The sequence below is a fragment of the Allobosea massiliensis genome (genome assembly GCF_042655245.1).
Taxonomy (GTDB): domain Bacteria; phylum Pseudomonadota; class Alphaproteobacteria; order Rhizobiales; family Beijerinckiaceae; genus Allobosea; species Allobosea massiliensis.
In genome coordinates this window covers 135,122-155,278 of the sequence record NZ_JBHSLU010000051.1, presented here as the reverse complement: position 1 = coordinate 155,278, position 20,157 = coordinate 135,122, and the positions used below count along the sequence as shown (strand labels likewise).

The 20,157-nt window shown below is 68.2% G+C and carries 17 protein-coding genes; 8 read left to right on the top strand and 9 right to left on the bottom strand.

The window, feature by feature from the left end; genetic code table 11:
* The first annotated feature begins 583 nt into the window (after window positions 1–583).
* Window positions 584–1,477, top strand: a complete 894-nt coding sequence (locus tag ACFPN9_RS17005; protein WP_377817285.1) for a methylated-DNA--[protein]-cysteine S-methyltransferase — start codon at window positions 584–586, stop codon at window positions 1,475–1,477.
* Between the two features lie 10 nt (window positions 1,478–1,487).
* Here ACFPN9_RS17005 and ACFPN9_RS17000 read toward each other — a convergent pair whose 3' ends face one another.
* The 4 genes from ACFPN9_RS17000 to ACFPN9_RS16985 form a co-directional block, all read right to left on the bottom strand.
* A complete protein-coding gene (locus ACFPN9_RS17000; protein ID WP_067992957.1) occupies window positions 1,488–3,191 on the bottom strand; it encodes a hypothetical protein in 1,704 nt (567 codons plus the stop codon).
* A gap of 129 nt (window positions 3,192–3,320) precedes the next feature.
* Window positions 3,321–4,340 (bottom strand): proline racemase family protein, encoded by a 1,020-nt coding sequence (locus ACFPN9_RS16995; RefSeq protein ID WP_067992961.1) that lies wholly within the window; start codon window positions 4,338–4,340, stop codon window positions 3,321–3,323.
* A 12-nt stretch (window positions 4,341–4,352) separates the two neighbouring features.
* Entirely contained in the window at window positions 4,353–5,282 is a 930-nt protein-coding gene (locus ACFPN9_RS16990; RefSeq protein WP_067992964.1) for a carbohydrate kinase family protein, read from the bottom strand.
* Window positions 5,279–6,457: a fumarylacetoacetate hydrolase family protein gene (locus ACFPN9_RS16985; protein ID WP_067992967.1), complete on the bottom strand. Its 1,179-nt coding sequence runs from the start codon at window positions 6,455–6,457 to the stop codon at window positions 5,279–5,281. Before ACFPN9_RS16985 ends, ACFPN9_RS16990 begins: the two co-directional genes overlap by 4 nt.
* A gap of 204 nt (window positions 6,458–6,661) precedes the next feature.
* Between ACFPN9_RS16985 and ugpB the strand changes: the two genes are divergently transcribed.
* The 4 genes from ugpB to ACFPN9_RS16965 all read left to right on the top strand — a co-directional run bounded on the left by ugpB (window position 6,662) and on the right by ACFPN9_RS16965 (window position 10,864).
* On the top strand, window positions 6,662–7,984 hold the full coding sequence (gene ugpB / locus ACFPN9_RS16980) for a sn-glycerol-3-phosphate ABC transporter substrate-binding protein UgpB (RefSeq protein WP_067992969.1): 1,323 nt from the start codon (window positions 6,662–6,664) through the stop codon (window positions 7,982–7,984).
* 63 nt (window positions 7,985–8,047) lie between these two features.
* Complete coding sequence (ugpA, locus tag ACFPN9_RS16975) at window positions 8,048–8,929, top strand: sn-glycerol-3-phosphate ABC transporter permease UgpA (protein ID WP_066716297.1); 882 nt, start codon at window positions 8,048–8,050, stop codon at window positions 8,927–8,929.
* Window positions 8,929–9,777 (top strand): sn-glycerol-3-phosphate ABC transporter permease UgpE, encoded by an 849-nt coding sequence (gene ugpE, locus ACFPN9_RS16970; protein ID WP_067253851.1) that lies wholly within the window; start codon window positions 8,929–8,931, stop codon window positions 9,775–9,777. The genes ugpA and ugpE overlap by 1 nt, the downstream gene beginning before the upstream one ends.
* 7 nt (window positions 9,778–9,784) lie before the next feature.
* Complete coding sequence (locus ACFPN9_RS16965; protein ID WP_066718256.1) at window positions 9,785–10,864, top strand: sn-glycerol-3-phosphate import ATP-binding protein UgpC; 1,080 nt, start codon at window positions 9,785–9,787, stop codon at window positions 10,862–10,864.
* 114 nt (window positions 10,865–10,978) lie between these two features.
* Here ACFPN9_RS16965 and ACFPN9_RS16960 read toward each other — a convergent pair whose 3' ends face one another.
* The 3 genes from ACFPN9_RS16960 to ACFPN9_RS16950 all read right to left on the bottom strand — a co-directional run bounded on the left by ACFPN9_RS16960 (window position 10,979) and on the right by ACFPN9_RS16950 (window position 14,791).
* Window positions 10,979–11,620 (bottom strand): thioredoxin family protein, encoded by a 642-nt coding sequence (locus ACFPN9_RS16960; RefSeq protein ID WP_067992975.1) that lies wholly within the window; start codon window positions 11,618–11,620, stop codon window positions 10,979–10,981.
* A gap of 31 nt (window positions 11,621–11,651) precedes the next feature.
* The gene (locus ACFPN9_RS16955; RefSeq protein ID WP_377817284.1) at window positions 11,652–13,808 is read right to left on the bottom strand and encodes a protein-disulfide reductase DsbD family protein; all 2,157 of its coding nucleotides are present in this window, start codon (window positions 13,806–13,808) and stop codon (window positions 11,652–11,654) included.
* A gap of 92 nt (window positions 13,809–13,900) precedes the next feature.
* Window positions 13,901–14,791 (bottom strand): hypothetical protein, encoded by an 891-nt coding sequence (locus ACFPN9_RS16950; RefSeq protein ID WP_067992981.1) that lies wholly within the window; start codon window positions 14,789–14,791, stop codon window positions 13,901–13,903.
* Between the two features lie 331 nt (window positions 14,792–15,122).
* Between ACFPN9_RS16950 and dnaK the strand changes: the two genes are divergently transcribed.
* Both dnaK and dnaJ read left to right on the top strand, forming a co-directional pair.
* Window positions 15,123–17,048, top strand: a complete 1,926-nt coding sequence (gene dnaK / locus ACFPN9_RS16945; protein WP_066718244.1) for a molecular chaperone DnaK — start codon at window positions 15,123–15,125, stop codon at window positions 17,046–17,048.
* Between the two features lie 155 nt (window positions 17,049–17,203).
* The gene (gene dnaJ / locus ACFPN9_RS16940) at window positions 17,204–18,334 is read left to right on the top strand and encodes a molecular chaperone DnaJ (RefSeq protein ID WP_377817283.1); all 1,131 of its coding nucleotides are present in this window, start codon (window positions 17,204–17,206) and stop codon (window positions 18,332–18,334) included.
* A gap of 93 nt (window positions 18,335–18,427) precedes the next feature.
* On the opposite strand, the gene ACFPN9_RS16935 is transcribed toward dnaJ, so the two are convergent.
* Both ACFPN9_RS16935 and ACFPN9_RS16930 read right to left on the bottom strand, forming a co-directional pair.
* A complete protein-coding gene (locus ACFPN9_RS16935) occupies window positions 18,428–18,619 on the bottom strand; it encodes a CsbD family protein (RefSeq protein WP_067992987.1) in 192 nt (63 codons plus the stop codon).
* A 96-nt stretch (window positions 18,620–18,715) separates the two neighbouring features.
* Window positions 18,716–19,537: a helix-turn-helix domain-containing protein gene (locus ACFPN9_RS16930; RefSeq protein WP_377817282.1), complete on the bottom strand. Its 822-nt coding sequence runs from the start codon at window positions 19,535–19,537 to the stop codon at window positions 18,716–18,718.
* A 132-nt stretch (window positions 19,538–19,669) separates the two neighbouring features.
* On the opposite strand from ACFPN9_RS16930, the gene ACFPN9_RS16925 reads away from it, so the two are divergent.
* Window positions 19,670–20,077: a hypothetical protein gene (locus ACFPN9_RS16925; RefSeq protein WP_377817281.1), complete on the top strand. Its 408-nt coding sequence runs from the start codon at window positions 19,670–19,672 to the stop codon at window positions 20,075–20,077.
* The last annotated feature ends 80 nt before the right edge of the window (window positions 20,078–20,157 follow it).

Here is a 20,157-nt window from a genome sequence, read left to right as displayed (position 1 = left end):
GGGGATCTCTCGGTTCAGGGTTGGCGTTCACAACCCAAACCTAACCGGCAATCGCCGGTGACCACCGTCAGCTACACCACGCTATGGGACACGACCCCTCGCCGCCCCAGCGACCGATGCCCTCCGCCGCAAATGGACTTTGCTCCGTAGTGGTATGAAAACTGGCGCGCCAGCCATTGTTGGCTTTGACACGAAATCGATCTCCATCTCGTGAGATGTGGATTTCACAAGATGGGCACTCTTCTCCGTTCGAATAAATTTGCCGCCAGCATCCCTCCAGGACATCCGCCCGGGCGATATGACACGAACACATGAGACCAAGTGCTGCCACACTCAACTTACGAGATGGACGTTTGACCATGATCTGCTCCGGCCACGCCTGCAGATTTCAGCAAGGACGCGAAGCGGTCAAGGAGCAGTCGGACTTCCCAGCTTTCGGGTGGAGGGCGGCTGCGGGCGCTCCTAGTGTCGCCGCATGATCGATGAGGCGAAGGTAACGGCGATGAACGCTCCCCTGCAAAAGCTCGCGGCGATGAAGCCGACCCGGTTCTCCGACGCGGTGCTGGCGCGCGCAGCCGAGGCGATGCCGGCGGCGGCCGAGTTCGCCTCCGTCGCGCCGGGCTCCGACTACGACACGGTGCGCCGTGTGCTGGCCTACATCACCGAGAACTGGCGCGCCCAGCCGACGATCGAGACGATCGCGGGCGCCGCCGGTGCGACGCCGACCGACATCCACCACCTGTTCCGGCGCTGGTGCGGGCTGACGCCCAAGGCCTTTCTGCAGGCGATCACGCTCTACCATGCCAAGAATCTGCTCGGCGCCTCGGCCAGCGTGCTCGACACCGCGCTGGAGGTCGGGCTGTCGGGGCCGGGGCGGCTGCACGATCTCTTCGTGACGCATGAGGCGATGTCGCCGGGCGAATGGAAGGCCGGCGGCGGCGGGCTGAGCCTGTCCTACGGCTTCCATCCCTCCCCCTTCGGCGAGGCGCTGATCGTGACGACGCCGCGCGGGCTGGCCGGGCTCGGCTGGGTCTCGGATGGGCTCGACGGCGGCAAGGTCGTCGGCGGGCGGGCGGAGGCGCTGGCGGACATGATGCGGCGCTGGCCGCATGCGCAGTACCGCTTCGATCCGCAGGCGACAGCGCCCTATGCCGCGCGCATCTTCGATCCGAAGGCGTGGTCGGCCGAGACGCCGTTGCGTGTCGTGCTGATCGGGACGGATTTCGAGGTCCGGGTCTGGCAGACGCTGCTGAAGATCCCGGTCGGCCGCGCCACGACTTATGGCGATGTCGCCTGCCATATCGGCAAGCCGAGCGCCTCGCGCGCCGTCGGGATGGCGGTGGGCAAGAACCCGATCTCCTTCGTCGTGCCCTGCCACCGCGTCATCGGGAAATCCGGTGCGCTGACCGGCTATCACTGGGGGCTGACGCGCAAGCGCGCCATCCTCGGCTGGGAGGCCGGGCAGACGGCGGGCTGAGCAAGCCGGCTCAGCCCTTCAGATGGAGGTCCCAGCAGGGCGACAAGGCGACCAGCCGGCGCCCGCGCAGCGCCTCGGCGAAATGCGCGCGGATGGCGTCGCGGGCTGCCGTCACGGGACATTTCGGCGCCAGGATCGCATCGGTGCGGGCCAGTTCCGCCAGCGTGCGCGGCTCCAGCGCGGGCGTGCTGCGGCCGGGATCCATGCCGATCGGGACATGGCGCGGCGGCTCCCGGTCCAGCAGCCTGTTGAAGGGATCGACGAAGTCGAGCGTCAGGATGCCGTTGAGCCGGCGTCCGTTGGCGGCCTCCCAGGCGCGCAGCGCGACGATGCCCTGACGGACCTCGAGCAGCCAGGTCGCCTGGTAGTCGATCTCGGAATAGAGGATTGCCGAGGGGCCGAGGCCCCGGGCAGCGAGGTCCCTGTAAGGCTCCGGGTGTTTGGCATAGTGGTCCAGCATGACCGCCGCGCGCTGCGCCGTCTCGGGCTTGAGGCTGACGCGGCCGAGCGGGCCGAGCTCGGGCGCATCGAGCGCGACATGGCCGGCCGCGCCGAGCAAGGCCCGCGCGCTACGCTCGACCACGATCACCGCGCTCGGCAGTGCGACGGCGAGCGCCAGCACTAGCACGACCGGGCGCAGCCGGTCGGAGCGGTTTCGCCAGTCGAGAAGGATCAACAGCAGGATGGGCCAGAGGCCGATATATTCGAGCGAGCCGGTGTTCTGCGTCTCGAAGAAGGTCAGCGCCAGGAAGGCCGCGGCGAGCCAGCCGAGATTTGAGGCGGCAAGCCGGCGCAGACCGTCGAGCGAGAGCGACAGGCCTTCCCGCCAGGCGGCCAGGGCCAGCGCGCCCATGAGCAGCAGGCAGGGGCCGACGACGTTGAACTTGACCGAGGCGACGGTGAGGAAGCGCGGCAGCAGCGCGCCGGTGTTGAGGGCGAGCAGAGCGAGGATGTCGGCGAGATAGGCGCGCACGATCCCGGTCGCGAGGTCGAGCAGGCCGAGCGCGGCCAGGACCAGCCCCGCCGCCAGCACGGCGTCGCGCAGACGCAGGCGGCCGGCCAGGATGGCGTATCCGACCAGCAGGGCACCGGTGACGGCGCCGGTGATCTTCACCAGGAACAGCGTCAGCATCAGGGCCGCGACGAGCCCTGTCGCGAGGCGCCCGCGCGGCACGAAGAGCAGCGTCGCGATCAGCGCGTAGAGCAGCAGCGCGACATGGCGGTTGTAGTTTCCGTAGCCGTCGAAGCCCGGCATCGGATAGAGGCCGTGGAGATTAATCGGCAGCGCGGCGAAGAGCAGCAGCGGCAGAATCAGCGCCAGAGCGAGCGGGCGGGAGCGGGCCGAGACCGACGCGGCCAGGATCGCGGCGAGAGGCAGCAGGACCGGCAGCAGAGCCCAGTTCACCAGCAGCATCGGCTGCGCCAGCGGGAACAGCCGATCCAGCAGCGCGGCGCCGTAATAGCCCAGCGGCCCGACGGGCGCGAAGAAGTCGAGGCTCGGCATCTGCCCCATGCGGATGCGCTGGACCGCATCGAGATAGACCGCCGTGTCCCAGGCGTTGGGGCCGAGCGGCAGGCTCAGCTTCAGCGTGAGTGCCGCGACCGCGGCGAGCGCGAAGGCGGCGATCCACAGCCCGGGCGAACCGGCGAGACGCACCAGCCGATCGCCGAGGGTCGCCGTCGCCGATGGTGCCCCGAGATTTCCGATCGACATGCCGCCTCCGACTTCTGCAGCGGGCAGCCTGCCGAGAAAACCTTACCCGGAGACTGCCACGATCAGCGAAACAGCCTGTAATCGGCCCGTCGGTCGAGTGGAATCGCTCGAACTGGTTTCCCGTCTGGGTTAACCGCGCGCGATTTCGGCAAAGCGGTTCGGGAGCGCGAAGCCGTGGCCGAGGGGATCGTCCGGCTCGATGGTGAAGCTGCCTTGCCCGGCGAAATGGCCGGTGCCGCCGACCGCGACCGTGACCGCCCCGTCCGCAAAACCGGCGACGGGGCCGAGCACACGGCCGGTGAAGGTGCCGCCGGTGATGCTGCGGAAGCGGCGGGTGGTGCCAGTCTCGACGAAGCCCTTCGCATGGTCGAGCGCCATGCGGGCCGTGACCCCGGAGCCGGTCGGGGAACGGTCGATCTGCGCTTCCGCGAAGATGCAGAGGTTGAAGCTCTCATCGTGCGCCTGAGCCTCGTCGGTGATGATCGTGCCGTAGAGGAAGCCGAGATCGGGCTCGCTCGGGTGCGTGATCGGCAGGCTCGCGCGCAGATGGTCCGTCAGGGCGGCCGCCGCATCGGTCAGCGCCGCGACCGGCGTCTCGAAGAGATCGAGCCCGAAGCGCGACGCCGGCAGGATGCAGTAGAAGGCGCCGCCATAGGCGATGTCGGTGACGACCTCGTCATAGCCTGGCAGGGCGACGGCGAGGTCGCGCGCGAAGACGAAGGCCGGAACGCTCTCGAAGACCACGCTGTCCACCTTGCCGTCGCGCACCGCGCATTCGAGCCGGAGCAGGCCGCAGGGCGCCTCGATCGCGAAGCGGGTGACCGGCTCCGCCGCCGGCACCAGCCCGTGCTCGATCGCATAGCGGCCGAGCGCGATCGTCGCGTGGCCGCACATGGTCGAGTAGCCCTCGTTGTGGGTGAAGAGCACGCCGAAGGCGGCCTCCGGATGCGAGGACGCGACCGGAATCACGCCATACATGCCGGCATGGCCGCGCGGTTCCAGCATCATCGCCCGGCGCAGATGATCATGGTTCTCGCGCGCGTCGCGACGCTTCTCGAGGATCGTCGCCCCCTTCAGCACCGGATAGCCGCCGGTGACGATCCGGACCGGCTCGCCACAGGTGTGATAGTCGAGATAAGCGAGATGCATCGGCGGCTCCGGTCAGGTCGCGAGGCGGCGCGGCGGATCGCAGCCCGGGCGGGTGCAGCTGTCGGCGGCGACCGCACAGGCAAAGGCGAGCGCATCCCTCAGAACTTCTCTCGAGGCTTCGGAGAAGCCGCGGCCGAGCCGTCCACGAGCGGCCAGCACGGCCAGGACGCCACCGATGAAGGTGTCGCCCGCGCCGACCGTATCGGCCACGACCACGGATGGAACGGTGGCCACCAGCGGCTCGCCGGCGCCATAGCCGATCGCGCCCTCGCTGCCCCGGGTGACGAGCACGAGACGCGCGCCGAGATTCCGCCAGTGCTTCGCCACCGCCTCCGCCGGCTCGCCGGGATGGAGCCAGGCGATATCGTCCAGGCTCGCCTTGACGATATCGGCCTGGGCGATGCGCGCCTCGATCAGCGCGCGCGCGCGGTCGCGCTCCGGCAGGACGGTCGCACGGATGTTGATGTCGTAGCTGATCGTGGCACCCCCAGTGCGGGCGCTCGCCGCCAGATCGCCCGTCGCGTCTCCGGAGGGGCCGATAGTGGCGCCGAAGGAGGCCGCATGCAGATGGGTCACACCCGGCGGCAGCGCGCGAGGTGTCCCCTGCGCTTCATCATGGGCGGTTCCCTGAAGGTAAAGCGCGAACTCCGGAATCCCGTCCGGCCCCAGGGGGGAGACGATGGCGACGGCGGTCGGGCGCGCGCTGTCGCGGATCAGCGCCGTGTCGATTCCCTCCGCCGCCAGCGCGGCACGAAAGCGCCGGCCGAGGGCGTCGGTCGAGAGCGCGGCGGCATAGGCGGGATGCGCCCCGAAGCGGGCCAGGGCCAGGGCGGCGTTGAAGCCGGAGCCGCCCAGCACCGCCTCGTAGCGGCGCCCCTCGGCGTCGCGCGGGATGAAATCGCCGATTGCCTCGCCGACGACGAGGATCGCGCCTGGCCTCACAGGAGCCCGCGCTTGGCCAGGCTGCGCATCAGATGCGACGTGCCGAAGGTCCAGGGCTCGCAATGGTCGGTGCGCTTCATGCGGTTGACCAGCGCGCCGAGCTCCGGGGCGGCGATGGTGACCACGTCGCCGTATTTGTGGGTGAAGCCGCCGCCGGGCGTATCGCGATCCTTGATCGGCGCGAACATGGTGCCGAGATAGAGCGCCGCCCCGTCCGGATACTGGTGATGCGGGCCGATCATCTGGCTCGCGAGGTCGGCGGGATCGCGGCTGATCTTCGCGATCGAGGAGGAGCCTTCCAGCACGAAGCCGTCCTCGCCCTCGACCTTGAGCGTCACGGTCGTGTTGCGGACATGGTCGAGGGTGAAGCCGGCATCGAAGAGGCGGATGAAGGGGCCGACCGCGGCGGCGGCATTGTTGTCCTTGGCCTTGCCGAGGAGCAGGGCCGAACGGCCCTCGACATCGCGCAGATTGACGTCGTTGCCCAGCGTGGCGCCGACGATGCGGCCGTCGGAAGCGACGACGAGCACGATCTCGGGCTCGGGATTGTTCCAGGTCGAGGCGGGATGCAGACCGGCGTCGAAACCGGTGCCGACGGAGGACATCGGCGGCGCCTTGGTGAAGATCTCGGCATCGGGGCCGATGCCGACCTCGAGATACTGGCTCCAGGCCCCCTGCTTGATGAGGACATCCTTGAGATGCATCGCCTCGGGCGAGCCGGGCTTCAGCTTCGAGAGATCATCGCCGATCAGCTTGCCGATCTCCTCGCGGATGGTGGCCGCGGCGGCCGGGTTGCCGCGCGCCTTCTCCTCGATGACACGCTCCAGCATCGAGACGGCGAAGGTGACGCCGGCGGCCTTCACCACCTGCAGATCGAGCGGGGAGAGCAGCCAGGGGCGCGCGGCATCGCGACCATCCGGCGGCGTGTTCGCCAGGATCTCGGCGAGCGGCGCGACGGTCTCGCCCGACGCGGCCCGCAGCGCGGCGGCGGGATCCGGCGCCTCGCAGAGGTCGCGGCTGGTCGGGAAGGTGCGGGTGACGTCGATCACGTTTCCGTCGCGGAGCGTGACCACCGCGGGCCCCGCGGCATCCGGGCGCCAGATGCGTCCCAGCAGGGCCGCGGCCTGCGCGTCTGCGGGAAGGGTCCGTTCGGGCGTCAGAGTCAGGCGGGGCATGGGAGGCATCCGTGGAAGGCGGTGGGGTCCGGGAGAACAGCGTCTTCCGGGGGATTGTGCAAGAGCCCGATCCGGGCGCGGCGAAAGCGCCCGCGCTTGCATCCGTCATCATTTTGTCATTGAACCGTCGCCCGGCCTTCATGTTAGCTTGCGCACCAACAAGAACAGCCGCCTCGGCCCACCGAGGGCGGAAGGGAGAAAGAGATGACCGTGAAATCACGTATCCTGATGTCCGTCGCGGCCTTCGTCCTCGGCGGCGCCGCGCCTGCGCTGGCGCAGACCGAGATCCAGTGGTGGCATGCCATGACCGGCGCCAACAACGACGTGGTCGTGCGGCTGGCCGAGGAGTTCAACGCCTCGCAGAAGGACTTCAAGGTCGTTCCGACCTATAAGGGCTCCTATGCCGACACGCTGAACGCCGGCATCGCCGCCTTCCGCGCCGGCAATGCGCCGCACATCATGCAGGTCTTCGAGGTCGGCACCGCGACGATGATGTCGGCCAAGGGTGCCATCAAGCCGGTGCAGGACCTGATGAAGGACGCCGGCGAGACCTTCGACCCCAAGGCCTATCTGCCCGCGATCACCGGCTACTACTCGACCACGAAGGGCGAGATGCTGTCCTTCCCCTTCAACTCGTCCTCCACGGTGATGTGGTACAACAAGGACGCGTTCAAGAAGGCGGGGCTGAACGCTGATGCGGCGCCCAAGACCTGGCCGGAGGTGTTCGACGCGGCCAAGAAGCTCAAGGCGGCCGGCTATGACAAGTGCGGCTTCTCCAACGCCTGGGTGACCTGGGTGAATGTCGAGCAGCTCGGCGCCTGGCACAACGAGCCGGTCGGCACCAAGGCCAACGGCTTCGAAGGCTTCGACACCGAGTTCGTCTTCAACAAGGGCGTCTTCCTCAAGCACCTGACCAATCTGGTCGAGATGCAGAAGGACAAGACCTATGATTACTCGGGCCGCACCAACACGGGCGAAGGTCGCTTCACCTCGGGCGAGTGCCCGATCTTCCTGACCTCCTCCGCCTTCTTCGGCAACGTCCGCGCCAACGCCAAGTTCGACTGGGGCAACGCCCCGATGCCGTATTACCCCGATGTCCAGGGCGCTCCGCAGAACTCGATCATCGGCGGCGCTTCGCTCTGGGTGATGGGCGGCAAGAAGGCCGACGAATACAAGGGCGTCGCCAAGTTCTTCACCTTCCTGTCCGATGTCGACCGCCAGGTGAAGCTGCACACGGAATCCGGCTATCTGCCGATCACCAAGGCGGCCTATGAGAAGGTCAAGGCGTCCGGCTTCTACAAGGACAAGCCCTTCCTCGAGACGCCGCTGCTGCAACTGACCAACAAGGAGCCGACGGCGAATTCGCGCGGGGTGCGCTTCGGCAGCCTCGTCCAGATCCGCGATATCTGGGCCGAGGAGTTCGAGGCCGCCCTGAACGGCCAGAAGACGCCGAAGGCAGCGCTCGACGCGGCCGTCGAGCGTGGCAACCAGACGCTGCGCCAGTTCGAGCGCACCGCCTCGCGCTGACCCTCATCCTCACGTGACACCGCCGCCCCGGCTGCCGGGGCGGCGGATTCTTTCGGACAGGCCATGCAGAAGAACGCCTATTTCAACGGGCTCACGGTGCCGGCCCTGCTGCTGCTGCCGCAGCTCGCCATCACCATCGTGTTCTTCTACTGGCCGGCCAGCCAGGCGATCTGGCAGAGCTTTCTGCTGGAGGATGCGTTCGGCGTCTCGACCGAGTTCGTCTGGCTCGAGAACTATCAGGCCCTGTTCCGCGATCCGGGCTATCTCAAGGCCTTCGTCAACACGGTGATCTTCTCGACGGCCGTGTGCTTCCTCTCGCTGTCGCTGGCGCTGCTCTTCGCGGTGATGGCGGACCGGGCGATCCGCGGCGCCGAGATCTTCAAGACCCTGCTGATCTGGCCCTACGCCGTCGCTCCCGCGATTGCCGGCGTGCTCTGGATCTTCATGTTCGACCCGTCGCTGGGCATGCTGGCGCGCGGCCTCCAGAGCCTCGGCATCGCCTGGAATCCGCGCCTGAACGGCAATGACGCGATGCTGCTCGTCATCCTCGCGGCGACCTGGAAGCAGATCAGCTACAATTTCCTGTTCTTCCTGGCGGGGCTGCAATCGATCCCCAAGAGCGTGATCGAGGCCGCCGTGATCGACGGTGCGCGGCCGATGCGGCGCTTCTGGACGATCGTCTTCCCGCTGCTCTCGCCGACGACCTTCTTCCTGCTCGTCGTCAACATCGTCTACGTCTTCTTCGACACCTTCGGCATCATCGACACGATGACGGCGGGCGGGCCTTCGGGCGCGACCGAGACGCTGGTCTACAAGGTCTATGCGGACGGCAAGGGCGGCTCCAATCTCGGCGGCTCGGCGGCGCAGTCGGTCGTGCTGCTGGTCATGGTCATCGCGATGACGGCGGTGCAGTTCAAGTTCATCGAGCGCAGGGTCAGCTACTGATGGTCGAGGACCGCCGCCTGGGCGACGCGATCGCCTATGTCATCCTGACGATCGGCGTGCTGATCGTCGCCTTCCCGGTCTGGCTGACCTTCGTCGCCTCGACCTGGGACAACGCCACCATCATCAACGGGCAATTGCCGCTCTGGCCAGGGCCGCATTTCCTCGAGAATTACGGCCAGATCCTCTTCGTCGGGACGGCGCGCACGACGCGCGAGCCGGTGGCGACGATGATGCTCAACTCCTTCATCATGGCCATGGCGATCGCGATCGGGAAGATCTTCATCTCCGTGCTCTCGGCCTATGCTATCGTCTATTACCGCTTCCCCTTCCGGATGGCGGCGTTCTGGATCATCTTCGTGACGCTGATGCTGCCCGTCGAGGTGCGCATCTTCCCGACCTTCAAGGTCGTCTCGGACCTGCGGATGCTCGACACCTATCAGGGCCTCGCGATCCCGCTGATCGCGTCTGCGACCGGCACGCTGCTGTTCCGCCAGTTCTTCATGACGATCCCCGACGAGCTGCTGGAAGCCTCGAAGATCGACGGTGCCGGACCGTTCAAGTTCTTCAAGGACACGGTCGTCCCGCTCTCGATCACCACCATCGCAGCGCTGTTCGTGATCCAGTTCATCTATGGCTGGAACCAGTATCTCTGGCCGCTTCTGATCACGACGAAGGACTCGATGCAGACCATCGTCATCGGCATCAAGAAGATGATCGTCACCTCCGACGCGCTCACCGAATGGCAGCTCGCCATGGCCACCGCCATGCTGGCGATGCTGCCGCCGGTGCTCGTCGTCGTCCTGATGCAGAGGCTCTTCGTGAAGGGCCTGGTCGAAACCGAGAAATAAGTCGCCGATGGCCCAGGTTACACTCACCAACGTCAAGAAGATCTACGCCGGCGGCGTCGAGGCGGTGAAGGGCGTGTCCTTCGACATTCCCGATGGCGGCTTCTGCGTGCTGGTCGGCCCCTCCGGCTGCGGAAAATCCACGCTGCTGCGCATGGTCGCGGGGCTGGAGACGATCTCGGCGGGCGAGGTCTCGATCGGGGATCGCGTCGTCAACGAGATCGGCCCCGCCGACCGCGACATCGCAATGGTGTTCCAGAACTACGCGCTCTACCCGCATATGAGCGTCTACGACAACATGGCCTATGGGCTGCGCAACCGCGGCACGCCCAAGGACGAGATCGACCGGCGGGTGAAGGAAGCGGCGCGCATCCTCGCCATCGAGGGGCTGCTGGAGCGCCGGCCGAAGCAGCTCTCGGGCGGCCAGCGCCAGCGCGTCGCGATGGGCCGCGCGATCGTGCGCAAGCCGCAGGTCTTCCTGTTCGACGAGCCGCTCTCCAACCTCGACGCCAAGCTGCGCGTGCAGATGCGCGTCGAGATCAAGAAGCTGCAGCGCGCGCTCGGCGTCACCTCGATCTACGTCACGCACGACCAAGTCGAGGCGATGACACTGTCCGACAAGCTGGTCGTCATGAATGGCGGCCAAGTCGAGCAGATCGGCCTGCCGGCCGATGTCTACAAGAAGCCGGCGAGCAAGTTCGTCGCGACCTTCATCGGCTCGCCGCCGATGAACATCCTGCCCGGCACGATCGACGGCCCCGGCATCGTGGCGCTGGGCGATGCGATCCTGGAGGCACGCGACCTGCGCCAGGATCTGCCGGCGCAGACGGCGGTCGAGGTGGGCCTGAGGCCGGAGGATGTCGAGATCGCCTCCGAGGGTGAAGCTGGATCGCTGCCCTTCGACGTCGAATTCATCGAGGAGTTGGGGGCGACCCAGCTCTTCCACGGCCAGCTCGCCGGCCTGCCCTTCGTGATGCAGGCGGCGACCGACGCGGTCGCGGCACAGGCGGGCCGCATCTGGATCACGGTCGATCCCGACCGTGTCCATGTCTTCGACAGCCAGACGGGCGTGCGGCTGGGGCGGGTTTAGCGAGGCGTCATTCTCGGGCGAATCGAAGCGCAGACCCGAGAATTTCCTGCATTCTGAGGTGTTGGTTTACGAGATGCCCGGGTCAAGCCCGGGCATGACGCTTAGGGTCAGCCCTCAGCTCACCGGCGCGTATTTCACTGCGCAGCCATAGGCCTTGGTGCTCGCCTCCGAGACCGGCTTGCCGGCCTTGAGCTCGGCCACCGCCTGGCGGACATAGCTCTTGGCGCCTTCGAGGCTGGCCGCGCTGGCGGAGGGCTTGTCGTCGATCGCGCCCATATAGGCGAGCGTGCCCTTGGCATCGATGATGTACATATGCGGCGTCGTGGTCGCGCCATAGGCGCGGGCGACCTTGCTGTTGGGGTCGAGCAGGACGGCCGCCGGGGCGGCATCGCGGCTCTTCGTCAGCTCATTGGCCCTGGCGCCATCGACATGGCCCTGCTCGCCGACCGGCGAGGAAATAACCGAGAGCCAGACGACGCCTTCCTTCGCCATGTCCTTCTGCAGCGTCTGCATCGTGGCGCTGTTGTAGTGCTTCCGGACATAGGGGCAGTCATGATTGGTCCATTCGAGGATCACCGTCTTGCCCGCGAATTCGGAAAGCTTGCGGGTCTGGCCATTGGAATCCACGGCCTCGAAGGCCGGGGCGGGTGCGCCGATCTTCGCGGCGGATTGGGCCAGCGCGGGCGCTGCCGCGAGAGCGAGGCCAGCGAAGGCGAGGCCGGCGAGAAAGGTCTGGCGGGTCAGGTGGGCTTTCACGTCTGTCTCCTGTCTGCGGTGGGGATGAGGCTCAGCGGGCGGCCGTCTCGACCGGCTTGCCGGCGGCGCGGCGGGCGGCAGTGACGACGGTATCGGGCGTCAGCAACTGGGGCAGCACCTCGGGCGCGGCGCCCTTGCGGCCGGGATAGAACAGATAGAGCGGCACGCCGGCCCGGCCCTGCTCGGCCAGGGCCATCGCGATCTGGCTGTTGCGGTTGGTCCAGTCGGCCTTGAGATAGGTGACCTTGAGTTCGGCGAAGGCGTCCTTGACCTCCTGCCGCGAGAGCGCGACGCGCTCATTGGCGAGGCAGGTGATGCACCAGGCCGCGGTGAAGTTGACGAAGACCGGCCGCCCTTCCGCCTGCAGCGCCGCGACGCGCTCGGGCGACCAGGCCTGGACATCGCCGGCCCGTGCCTGCGTCGCCTCCGGCACCGCGCTCTGGACCACGAACCAGCCGGCCCCGACGGCGACCAAAACGGCCGCCAGCGACGAGGCCAGCCGGCCGCGCCCGCTGCCGCGCGTGACGCCGACCAGCCAGACCACGAAGCCCGCCGCGAGCACGGCGACCAGCGCCGCCAGCACGCCGCCGGGCCCCGCCTGAACCGAGGCGACCCAGATCAGCCAGATCGCGGTCGCGAACATCGGGAAGGCGAAGGCCTGCTTCAGGATCAGCATCCAGCGGCCGGGTTTCGGCAGCAACCGCAGCAGGCCGGGCGCGAAGGAGAGTGCCACCACCGGGAGGGCAAAACCCAACGCCAGCGACAGGAAGACGGACAGGCCGAGCAGGGGCGGCTGAGTCACCGCATAGCCGATCGCCGCGCCCATGAAGGGTGCCGTGCAGGGCGTCGCGACGACCACCGCCAGAGCGCCGGTCATGAAGGCGCCGAGCCGCCCGCCCCGGCTGGCGAGGCCATGGCCGAGGCCGGCCGCCGAAGTCCCGACTTCGAAGGCGCCCAGCAGGTTGAGGCCGATCAGCGTCATCACCACAGCGAGCGCGATCACCAGCGGCGGCGACTGCAGCTGGAAGCCCCAGCCGACGCTGGTGCCGAGCGCACCGAGCGCGATCACCAGCGTCGCCAGCGCCATAAAGGTCACCAGCACGCCCGCGAGGAAGAGCAGCCCTTGCTCGCGGACCTGCGAGCGGCTGGCCTGGGCAAGCTGGGCGAAGCCCAGCGCCTTGATGAAGAGCACGGGCAGCACGCAGGGCATCAGGTTGAGGATCAGCCCGCCGGCGAAGGCGAACAGCAGGGCCGCCCAGAGCGTGAGGTCCGCGCCCTCGGCAGGGAGAGGAATGGTGACCGCCGCAGGTGCGGCTGCAGGCGCCGCCGCGGCGCCGACGAGGGCTCGATCGACATCTGCGACGATGCTCAGCGCCCGAGGAGCCCCGCCTTCGCGATAGGTCAGCACACCGGCGCTCTCGCCCTCCGCGATCTTGAAGGCGCTGGAACGGGCGAGGCGCACCGTGGTCGCCTCGCCCGCGCGGCGGATCTCCTGGGCAGCGGCGTGGTCGATCAGCGTGTCGGACAGCGGGAAGAAGCGCAGCTCCGTGGCCACGGCCGGCAGGCCCGGCAGCGTCAGGACGAGAGCCTCGCCCTCGGCGGCGAGGCGGCCTCGGAACGCCGCCGGTGCCGGAAGCTGCGCGCGCGCCTCCGCAATACGGGACTCCGCCGCGGCGTCGATGACGGCCGCCGGCGCGACCGGCAGGTCGAGCGTCAGCGTGCCTTCCTCGGGAATGCAGATCTTCTCGCAGACGAGCCAGGTGGCCGCCGCCTGCAGCGTCAGGCGTTCACCGATCTTGGCATCGGCGGGAACGGCGATCTCCACCGGCAGCAGGACCGTGCCCTCGAAGCCGAAATTGACCAGCGGCTCGACCGGGATCGCCTTCGGGGCGGGCCACTGGATCTCGCCGGCGCTCGCGCCCTGCGACAGGGTCCAGATGATGCGGGTCGCCTCGCCGGAATCGCCGGGATTGGCCCAGTAGGTGTGCCAGCCGGGCGCGATCTTCTGGACGAGCGCGACCTGGAAGCGCTCCCCCGGCGCCACGGCATCACGGCTGGAGAGGAGCGTCGCCGTTACGCGCGGGCTGGTGACGGCAGTCGACTCCGCGGCCTGCACCAGAGCGGGCGCGACCAGAGCGAGGGCGAGCGCCGCCTGGCGCCAAAACCGTCGGGTGAGGGGGTAGGCCATGATCCGCGTCATCATCCTCTCGACTGGGCGCGATCTGTGACGGATCGCAGCCCGCAAGGCCAATGACAAGGCAGTGAGGGTGCCGTGCGGCGCTATTGCGGCGTCAGCGGCAGCGGTCCCGATCCGCCCGCGGGCGGCGCGGGGCGCGGTCGAGCGGGACGCGGCGCCGGTTTGGCGGGTTCATTGGCGAGGCCGAGGCGGGCGCGGATCGAGGCAGCGCGGGCCTCCGTCAGGCGCGCGCCACAGAAGCCGTACTGACCCTCGCGCTGATACGAGCGGCAGACCAGCTCGCGCTCGGCTGAGAAACCGGCCTGCTCGCGCGCGATCGCGCGCTGCTCGACCGCATCGGCCCTCGCGGTCAGCACGCGATAGCCCTCGCGCACGGCGCGCTCGGCCGCGCCGCGAGCCGCCTCGATCTCCTTGGCGCGGGCGGCGAGCGTGCGCGCATCCGGCCCCCAGAGGCCGCGCGGATCGATGCGGCAGGCGGCGGCCTCGACGACGCATGGCTGGGTCGGCTCGACGACGAGGACAGCGCCGTCCAGCACGTCGAAGACGATCGGACAGACCGACGCCTCGAGCCGGTAGCGCGGCACGCCAGCGGGCCGGCCGAGGGCGGTCACCGGCACCGGGGTCTCGCCGAAGGACACCGCGCAGGGCTCGACCAGATTGCCGGACTGGAAGCCATCCGCCGTCAGCTTGAGACCGTAGCCCGCGCCCGACTTCTCGAAGACCGCTTCACCCGCCCCGCCATTGTGGCGCAGCACGCGGCCGAGGATGGCGTCTTCGCCAGCCACCTTGATCGGCGGCATGGAAGGCGGACGCGGCGCGGCCGGCGCGCTGGAGGGGGGCGCGGCCTGCTGCGTGCCGGGTGCATTGAAGGGCTGCGCTCCCGGCAGTTGCATCGGCTGCGCCAGAGCGGCCTGCATCGCGCCGGCAATGACCAGCGGTGCGAGGCAGAGGGCGGCATATGGCAGTCGGATCACGAAAAGCCCGCTGGATCAGGGATTCGACCCGTTTTGCATGAAATGCCGCGCCGGCCGACGCAAGGGCACCGGCGCAACACTCGGCGGCAATGAACGCCGTCAACCCTGTCGCCGAAAAGGGCGGCGGGGGTGATTCTTAATCGGCTCGCCTGTCTTGCAAGGGCGGGAACCCCCTCCCTATATACGCCGCCAAGGGGCGGTTTCACGACCGTCTGACGTGGAATGCCGGTTCGTTCGCCGCAACAGGTGGGGGCGCACCGGTCCATGGGCCGGGAGGTGGCGATGTCCGTCGCAACCCGGCGATCTGCTCCGTTCAAAAGGGATCCCATCCATGGGTAAAGTCATCGGTATCGACCTCGGCACGACCAATTCCTGCGTCGCGGTCATGGAAGGCACGACGCCTAAGGTCATCGAGAACTCTGAAGGCGCCCGCACCACGCCGTCGATCGTCGCGATCACAGATGATGGCGAGCGTCTCGTCGGCCAGCCGGCCAAGCGCCAGGCCGTCACCAATCCGGAACGCACCTTCTTCGCCATCAAGCGTCTCATCGGTCGCACCTTCGACGACCCGATGACGCAGAAGGATCTGAAGCTGGTTCCCTACAAGATCAAGAAGGCCTCCTCGGGCGACGCCTGGGTCGAGGCCGACGGCAACGACTATTCGCCGTCCCAGATCTCGGCCTTCACCCTCACCAAGATGAAGGAGACGGCGGAGGCCTATCTCGGCTCGCCCGTCACACAGGCCGTCATCACCGTTCCCGCCTATTTCAACGACGCCCAGCGCCAGGCGACGAAGGATGCCGGCCGCATCGCCGGCCTCGAGGTGCTGCGCATCATCAACGAGCCGACGGCGGCCGCGCTCGCCTACGGCCTCGACAAGAAGCAGGCCGGCACGATCGCGGTCTATGACCTCGGCGGCGGCACCTTCGACGTCTCGATCCTCGAGATCGGCGACGGCGTTTTCGAGGTGAAGTCGACCAATGGCGACACCTTCCTCGGCGGCGAGGACTTCGACATGCGCCTGGTCGAGTACCTAGCGGACGAGTTCAAGCGCGAGCAGGGCATCGACCTGAAGAAGGACAAACTCGCCCTGCAGCGCCTGAAGGAGGCCGCGGAGAAGGCCAAGATCGAGCTGTCGAGCGCGGCCCAGACCGAGATCAACCTGCCCTACATCACGGCGGATGCCTCGGGTCCGAAGCACCTCGCCATCAAGCTCTCGCGCGCCAAGTTCGAGAGCCTGGTCGACGATCTCGTCCAGCGCACGATCGAGCCCTGCAAGAAGGCGCTCAAGGATGCCGGCCTCTCGGCCGGGCAGATCGACGAGGTCGTCCTCGTCGGCGGCATGACCCGCATGCCGAAGGTCCAGGAGGTCGTGAAGCAGTTCTTCGGCAAGGAGCCGCACAAGGGCGTCAACCCCGACGAGGTCGTCGCCATCGGCGCCGCGATCCAGGCCGGCGTGCTGCAGGGCGACGTCAAGGACGTGCTGCTGCTCGACGTGACCCCGCTCTCGCTCGGCATCGAGACGCTGGGCGGCGTGTTCACGCGTCTCATTGACCGCAACACCACGATCCCGACCAAGAAGAGCCAGGTCTTCTCCACCGCCGAGGACAACCAGCAGGCGGTGACGATCCGGGTCTTCCAGGGCGAGCGCGAGATGGCGGCCGACAACAAGCTGCTCGGCCAGTTCGACCTGATGGGGATCCCGCCCTCCCCGCGCGGCATGCCGCAGATCGAGGTGACCTTCGACATCGACGCCAACGGCATCGTCTCGGTCACCGCGAAGGACAAGGCCACCAACAAGGAGCAGCAGATCCGGATCCAGGCGTCCGGTGGGCTCTCCGAGGCCGACATCCAGAAGATGGTCAAGGACGCCGAGGCCAACGCGACCGAGGACAAGAAGCGTCGCGAGCTGGTCGAGGCGAAGAACCAGGGCGAGAGCCTGGTGCATTCGACCGAGAAGTCGCTGAAGGAGTATGGCGAGAAGGTTTCCGCCGCCGACAAGACGGCGATCGAGACCGCGCTCGACGCGCTCAAGGCGGCGCTGGCCGAGGACAATGCCGAGACGATCACGGCCCGCACCACCGATCTGATGCAGGCCTCGATGAAGCTCGGCGAGGCGATGTATGCCGCCAGCCAGGCCGAAGGCGCAGGCGAGGGTGAGCCTGCGGCCGCCGACGCCAAGAAGGAGGACGACGTCATCGACGCCGACTTCAAGGACGTCAGCGACGACAAGGGTGACAAGAAGAAGAGCGCCTGAGCGTTCTTCCTTCTCGACGACGACGTCATGGCCGGGCTTGACCCGGCCATCGCGTTACGGGATGGCGTCGTGACGCAACATTCTCGTCCATGTCAGGAGCGCCGCCGGCCAGAAGCCAGCGGCGCCGTCTGCAGGGGCGAAGGGGCCGCTGTTTGATGTCCAAGCGCGACTATTACGAAATCCTCGGCGTCTCGAAAAACGCCAGCGAGGCGGAGCTGAAGAGCGCGTTCCGCAAGCTCGCGATGCAGTGCCATCCCGACCGGCACCCCGGCGACGCGGCGGCCGAGGCCAAGTTCAAGGAGCTGAACGAGGCCTATCAGGTCCTCTCCGACAGCCAGAAGCGCGGTGCCTATGACCGCTACGGCCACCAGGCCTTCGAGCAGGGCGGCGGGGGCGGCGGCAACCCAGACTTTTCCGACTTCATGTCGGACATCTTTGATTCCTTCTTCGGCGACGCCCGCCGCGGCGGGCCGCGCGGCGCCAATGGCCGCGAGCGCGGCGCGGATCTGCGCTACAACCTTGAAATCGGGCTGGAGGATGCCTTCGCCGGCAAGAACGCCTCGATCCGCGTGCCGACCTCGATCGCCTGCGAGGTCTGCTCGGGGACGGGCGCCAAGCCCGGCTCGAAGTCGCGGCAATGCCCGACCTGCGGCGGCCACGGCAAGGTGCGCGCCAATCAGGGCTTCTTCTCGGTCGAGCGCACCTGCCCGACCTGCTCGGGGCGCGGCGAGATCATCGACGACCCCTGCAAGAACTGTCATGGCGCCGGCCGCGTCACGCGCGAGCGCACGCTCTCGGTCAACATTCCCGCCGGCGTCGAGGACGGCACGCGCATCCGCCTCGCCGGCGAGGGCGAGGCGGGCCTGCGCGGCGGACCGGCAGGCGACCTCTACATCTTCCTGTCGATCCAGCCGCACGCGATCTTCCAGCGCGACGGGGCGGATCTGTTCTGCCGCGTGCCGATCGGACTGGTGCAGGCGGCGCTCGGCGGCGAGATCGAGGTGCCGACGCTGACCGGCGAGCAGGCGCGGGTGAAGATCCCCGAAGGCACGCAGACCGGCAAGCAGTTCCGGCTCAAGGGCAAGGGCATGAGCGTGCTGCGCTCGCGCGAGGTCGGCGACCTCTACATCCAGGTCGTGGTCGAGACGCCGCAGAAGCTCACTGCCCGCCAGCGCGAACTGCTGCAGGAGTTCGAGCGCGAGAGTTCGGGCGCCACCCATCCCGAGGCCGCCGGCTTCTTCGGCCGGGTCAAGGACTTCCTCGGCGGCATCGGCGGGACCGCCTGAGACGCATAGCGGTCGGCAAAAACCGTCGGCTTCAACCCACAGCAAAACGGGCCGCCTTTCGGCGGCCCGTTCTCGGTCAGGCTCTGATCGCGATCAGGCCTTGTCGACCACTTTCTTGACGGCGTCCTTGCCCTTGCCGAGCGCCTGCTGGGCCTCGCCCTTGCGCTCCTGAGCGAAGCCCTCGGCCTCCAGCTCGGGCTTGTCCAGCGCCTTGCCGGCGGCCTGCTTGACGTTGCCGGCGGCTTCGTTGGCCATGCCCTTGATCTTGTCCATGGTGCTGCCCATCGTCTTGATCCTTCTGTTGAATTTCGTGCCGCCCCCGCGGCGTCGCTTCAACAACCGGCGACCCTGCGGAAGGTTCCGGAGGAAATTCGCAGGCTTTCAGGGTTCACTCGCACGTCGCGCCGCGGCCATCGCCCGCAAGGCTGCGGCCGTCTCTGCATCGGCCGGGAAGAAGGTTTCGAGCGCCAGTTCGGACAGGGTGATGTCGACCGGCGTGCCGAAGACGGTCGTGGTCGAGATGAAGGACAGGATTGTCTCGCCGACGCGCAGCCGCAGCGGTACCGCGATCGCCGCCTCATCCGCTGACGGCCCATCGGACTGCGTGTTGGGCAGCGCGGGATAGCCGAGCAGTTCGGCCAGCAGATCCACGAGAACGGGGTCGGCCGCGATCCGGACCTGCTGGCGGAGCCGCGCCACGAGATGGCCGCGCCATTCGGCCCCGTTGAGGACCACCGGAGCCAGTCCACCCGGATGCAGCGCGAGCCGCAGGACATTGACGGGCGGCCGCAGCAGATCGGCGTTCTGCACCAGCGCCAGCAGCGGGCCGACCGCCGCATTGGCGGAGAGCAGCGTCCAGTGCCGGTCCACAGCGAGCGCGGGACAGGGATCGTGTCCCGCCAGGATGAGATCGATGGCGGATTTCGCGGCCTGCAGCGCCGGATCCTCCAGCGCCCGCTCCAGATAGACCGGCGCGTAGCCCGCCGCGAGCAGCAGCGCGTTGCGCTCGCGCAGGGGCACGCCGAGATGCTCCGCCAGCAGCAGGACCATGTCGCGGCTTGGCTGGGAGCGGCCGCTCTCTACGAAGGAGAGGTGCTTCTGCGAGATCTCCGCCTCGAGGGCGAGGTCGAGCTGGCTGAGACGGCGCTGCTGACGCCAGTCACGGATCAGGGGGCCGATGGCTGCACTGCGGTGGCTGTTCATCGGGGCACGCTACCCAGCCTCCGGCGCCGTTCCAATTACCTCGCGCTTAATCGACCGCCTGACTTGCGCCCGTCACCCTGTCTCCATCCAAGCCGAGGTGCCCTCGCGGCGCCTCTCAACAGGGAGACCCCGATGACGATGATCCAATCCTCGCCGCTGCTGCGCGGCGCTCTCGCGCTCGATGCCGCCGCGTGCGCCAGCATGGGCTTGCTGCTGAGCTTCGCAGCCACGGCGCTGTCCCATCCGTTTGGCCTGCCGGAGCCGCTCCTGCGAGGCGTCGGCCTCCTGCTGCTGCCCTGCGCGGCGCTGCTGGGCTGGCTCTCCCGCCGGCCGGAGTTGCCCCGACTGGCGGTTCTCGCCGTGATCGGCCTCAATCTGATCTGGATCGCCGACAGCCTGCTGCTGCTGGCCGGCGGATGGTTCGCACCGACCGGCCTCGGCGTGGCCTTCTTGTTGGCCCAGGCCGCCGCCGTGCTCGCCGTGACCATGGCCGAGGCGGTCGGCCTCGGCCGGTCGGTCCCGCAAGGGAAGCCGGCCTGAGGGGGATCATCCTCCACAAAAAATGCCCCGGATGCGCGTCGCATCCGGGGCAGGCGCCTGGCGAGATGAGAGCCAGGTGG